General features: G+C 37.5%; 2 protein-coding genes and 1 pseudogene. 2 read left to right on the plus strand and 1 reads right to left on the minus strand.

What is annotated here, in order from left to right; translation table 11 throughout:
* Window positions 1–118: 118 nt before the first annotated feature.
* A pseudogene (locus tag I6F10_RS20500) lies at window positions 119–277 on the minus strand (LytTR family transcriptional regulator); the annotation flags it as partial.
* Window positions 278–421: 144 nt separating this feature from the next.
* On the opposite strand from I6F10_RS20500, the gene I6F10_RS19675 reads away from it, so the two are divergent.
* Complete coding sequence (locus I6F10_RS19675) at window positions 422–1,606, plus strand: hypothetical protein (RefSeq protein ID WP_165743952.1); 1,185 nt, start codon at window positions 422–424, stop codon at window positions 1,604–1,606.
* Window positions 1,607–1,689: 83 nt separating this feature from the next.
* Window positions 1,690–3,483 (plus strand): choice-of-anchor I family protein, encoded by a 1,794-nt coding sequence (locus tag I6F10_RS19680; RefSeq protein WP_165743953.1) that lies wholly within the window; start codon window positions 1,690–1,692, stop codon window positions 3,481–3,483.
* Window positions 3,484–3,983 lie beyond the last annotated feature (500 nt).

The raw sequence follows: 3,983 nt of genomic DNA on the forward strand, positions 1-3,983 counted from the left end.
AATGCCAATCCATAACTGGAATCTGACATTGTCGCAATTGGCCATCCACTTCGAAGGTAGATTAGATGGTGTGCTAGATATTTAGCAATTTAGGCTGACACAGAATTCTGAACGCCCTCCAAACAAATGGCTCCCACATTAAAAAAGTTAAAGCTCCTTCTCTTTGGGCTTCGATTATTTGGGTTGTAGCGTTTACTGTATTATTAATTAATACGTAAGCACACAGTAATACTGATGCGTAAATGCTTTGAAAACGTTGAAAGTGCTGTAGGTTCATAAATATATGCTTATTGCTGACGTGGCACGCTTATCCCTGTATACCACCTTTTATCACTATTGCTTGTAATATAAGCACTTATAGATAGTTTTAGCGAGAGCTTTAGGTATGAATAACGCATAACATACATAAAGTAGTAAAAGCATGAGCACTCAAGTACAACAACCTTCATTAGTTAATTCGCGTAAATATTACCTTGATTGGCTTAGGATAATCGCATTTGCGTCGCTAATTTTTTATCACATTGGCATGTTGTATAGTGAAAACTGGGGATTTCATTTTAAAAGTAATTATACATCACAGTATGTTGAATATTTAATGTTGGTGTTTTCACCTTGGCGCATGTTGCTCATTTGGTTTATATCGGGCGTAGCACTGCGTTTTATGATTGATAAAGTACGCAGCTTTAAGTCTTGGTTACATTTCACCTTATACCGCTCTATTTTTTTACTATTACCCTTGCTGGTGGGGTTATGGTTAATAGTGCCTTTACAGCTGTTTGCAGAAATGTCGCAGCACGATGTTATTGATATTAGCTATTGGCAATTTTATTTAGCTTTTATAGAGACTAACAATACGCTTTTTATTAATTATCAGTCTGGAGTGTGGCAATTTATGCTGATCATTATTGTTTTAACTCTTTTTGCACGCTTGCCCTTTATTGCGCCTTTAAAAACATTTGTTAAGGGGGGTGTGTCATTTGGGTTTTTAATTACCTTGCTCACTATTGCCATACTATTTACAAGCTATTACTTAACTGGCGATTCAATTAGAGAGACTAACGGCTTAATACTGCTACTCGGAGGATACATATTTGCTAAAAACACTTACTTTTGGAACTGCTTAAATAAAAAATTAGTATTACTAGCTTTGAGTTTTGCGGTTTTGTTTGTACTTATAATATTGAGTTATCAGAAGGTGTTTACTCTTCCTCATTTTATTTTAAGCGCTAGCTACAATATTCAACGTGTTGTAGGTGTATTTTTTGTACTTGCGCTCGCTCACCGATTTTTAAATTTTAATACTTACTATTTAAAACAGCTCAATGTATGGGTGTTTCCCTTTTATTTATTGCATCAAAGCATTTTGATTATTTTGTGTTTTTTACTACAGCCTTTAAGTTTAGGGCCTGTTGCTGAACCATTCATCATTATTACAGGGACTTGGTCTTTTTGCGGTGTTATTACATGGGGTATTACACGTATTGATGTACTTAGACCTTTGCTAGGGGTTGCAATTAAACGAGATTATTCCCCGACTGTAAAAATACTTGGCTATACGGCCGCTTTAATTTTAATAACTCCGCTAGCGTATAAGCTAATTACTTAGGCTAAGGGGCTGTATTAAAATTGCCATAATCTTGTCATGCCTGTGTGTTGATATTTAGAAAATACAATACTAAGGAAAATCACATGTTTAAAAAATCAATTATTGCGCTGTCACTTATATCTGTTCTTACTGGTTGCTCACTTGATGGTGACGATGGCCAAAACGGCTTTCAAGGATTACAGGGAGAACAAGGCACAACTGGAACTAATGGGATAAATGGTGTAAATGCTAATTCAGTATTAAATATTAGCCTCGTAGGAAGAGGAGTATTAAATGCACAAAGTCCAGAAGGTGCCGCTGAAATAGTTGCTTACCAAGCATCTAAAAAATGGATTTACGCTATTAACAGTTCAGGCGATGACGCAGTTATTAATATTTTACCCGCCGACACCTTTGATACTGCAGCACTCGTTAAAGATAACGAAGGGGTTATCAGCGCCACAAATTTAACGTCCGTTATTACGTTGTCTTTAAACGAGCATACCCAAGGCGATGCAAACAGCATTGCTATTGATGAAAATAATAATTTACTAGCGGTCGCAATGGCTGCTAAAAGCACGGGTGATGCAGGTCAAATTGCTTTTTACGATATAAGCGGCGACTCACCTGTATTTATTAAAAATATAACGGTCGGATTTTTACCAGACATGGTGACGTTCACCCATGATGGCGCAAAGGCAGTGGTTGCTAACGAAGGTGAACCAAGTGGCGACTACAGCGTAGATCCTGAAGGTTCTATTAGTATTATCGATATAACAAATAATGTAATAGCCGATACAGCAATAAATATTGATTTTAAAGCCTATAACAACAAACAAACCGAACTAGAAGCACAAGGGGTAGTTTTTGCAAACCCAAATGGTCGTACTATAAACGGTAATCTGATAAATACCACAGTAGCTATGGATTTAGAGCCCGAGTACGTTAGCATTTCTAAAGATAACAAATATGCTTATGTATCTATTCAAGAAAACAATGCACTTGCAATAGTTAACCTACAAGACAACAGCCTTGAGCTAAAAGGCTTAGGCTTTAAAGATTGGTCAAGCTTACAACTTGATGCCTCAGATAAAGACGGCGGCGTGAATTTTAAATCATACCCAGGGCTTTATGGTATGTACCAGCCCGATACTATCTCAAGCTTTAGTTGGAAAGGCGCTAACTTTATAGTTACTGCCAACGAAGGTGACGCAAGAGAATACTTTTTTGATACAGCGGATGAAGCAGACTGTATAGCAAAGGGCGGACTTGATTACGATAAAGACGACGGCTGCTTAGCTTATATAGATGAGAGCCGCGTTGAAGATTTAACGCTTGCAGCTAATTTTGATTACTTAAATAATGACGATGATGATATTGGTCGCTTAAAAGTAACAACAATAAAAGGCGATACTAATAACGATGGCCAATACGAATCGCTTTATGCTTATGGTGCACGTTCGTTTACCATTTGGGACAGCAATGGGCTGGTGGTGTTTGATTCAGGCGATGATATAGGTCGTATTACTGCATCGGTTCATGGTGAAGCGTTTAACAACAATGAAGATGAAAACAAAGGTGACTCACGTTCAGATGATAAAGGTGCAGAGCCAGAAGCGCTGACTATTGGTAAAATTGACGATCGTACATTTGCTTTTATAGGGCTCGAGCGTATGGGTGGGATTATGGTTTATGATATTACCAATCCATATAATGTGCAGTTTGAAGACTACTTCTATAATAGAGGCTTAATTAAAGACGCTAATATTACAGGCGATTTAGCGCCTGAAGGAATGGAATTCGTTCCAGCAGAGCAGAGTGCGACAGGAAACCCACTCTTAATCGTTGGAAATGAAATATCAGGCTCCATTGCCGTATGGGAAATAGCATCTAAATAAACCTTTAATTTAAAATAAAGCTGTGTGTTGTTTGTTTAACATACAGCTTAGTTTAAACCTTACTATACATCATCAATAGATACATATGTTGTGCGTGTTTTTTAAACTAAAAGTATCCTGTAGCCCTTTATTTGTATAGCTTTCATACTAAATTCATTTAATTGTCAAAAAGCTGAAATAAAACATTGACCCCCGCTCGAATCTCCCTATAATGCGACCCCACTGAGACGGGAAACGCCAACGCATAGCGAGGCACGAACTACTCAGAGAGTTAAATAAAACTTCGGTTTTAAATTGTCGAAAGAAAGTTTAAAACAAAGTGTTGACTCGAAAAATAAAGGGTGTATTATTCGCATCCCTTGAGGCGCTAAGGCGACTCAAACGTTCTTTAACAATATAAAGCAATCATCTGTGTGGGCACTCGTACAGATTGAGTTCTAACAGCCAACCTACTTAGGTAGCGAGGCAAACAAATTAGAGTCTCAATTGAAAACTGAGTG

The organism is Pseudoalteromonas sp. SWYJZ98, assembly GCF_015864495.1.
Taxonomy (GTDB): domain Bacteria; phylum Pseudomonadota; class Gammaproteobacteria; order Enterobacterales; family Alteromonadaceae; genus Pseudoalteromonas; species Pseudoalteromonas distincta.

Excerpts from the sequence above, each read along its gene's own strand:
- I6F10_RS19675 (WP_165743952.1), top strand. The coding sequence starts at position 422 with ATGAGCACTCAAGTACAACAACCTTCATTAGTTAATTCGCGTAAATAT.
- I6F10_RS19680 (WP_165743953.1), top strand. The coding sequence starts at position 1,690 with ATGTTTAAAAAATCAATTATTGCGCTGTCACTTATATCTGTTCTTACT.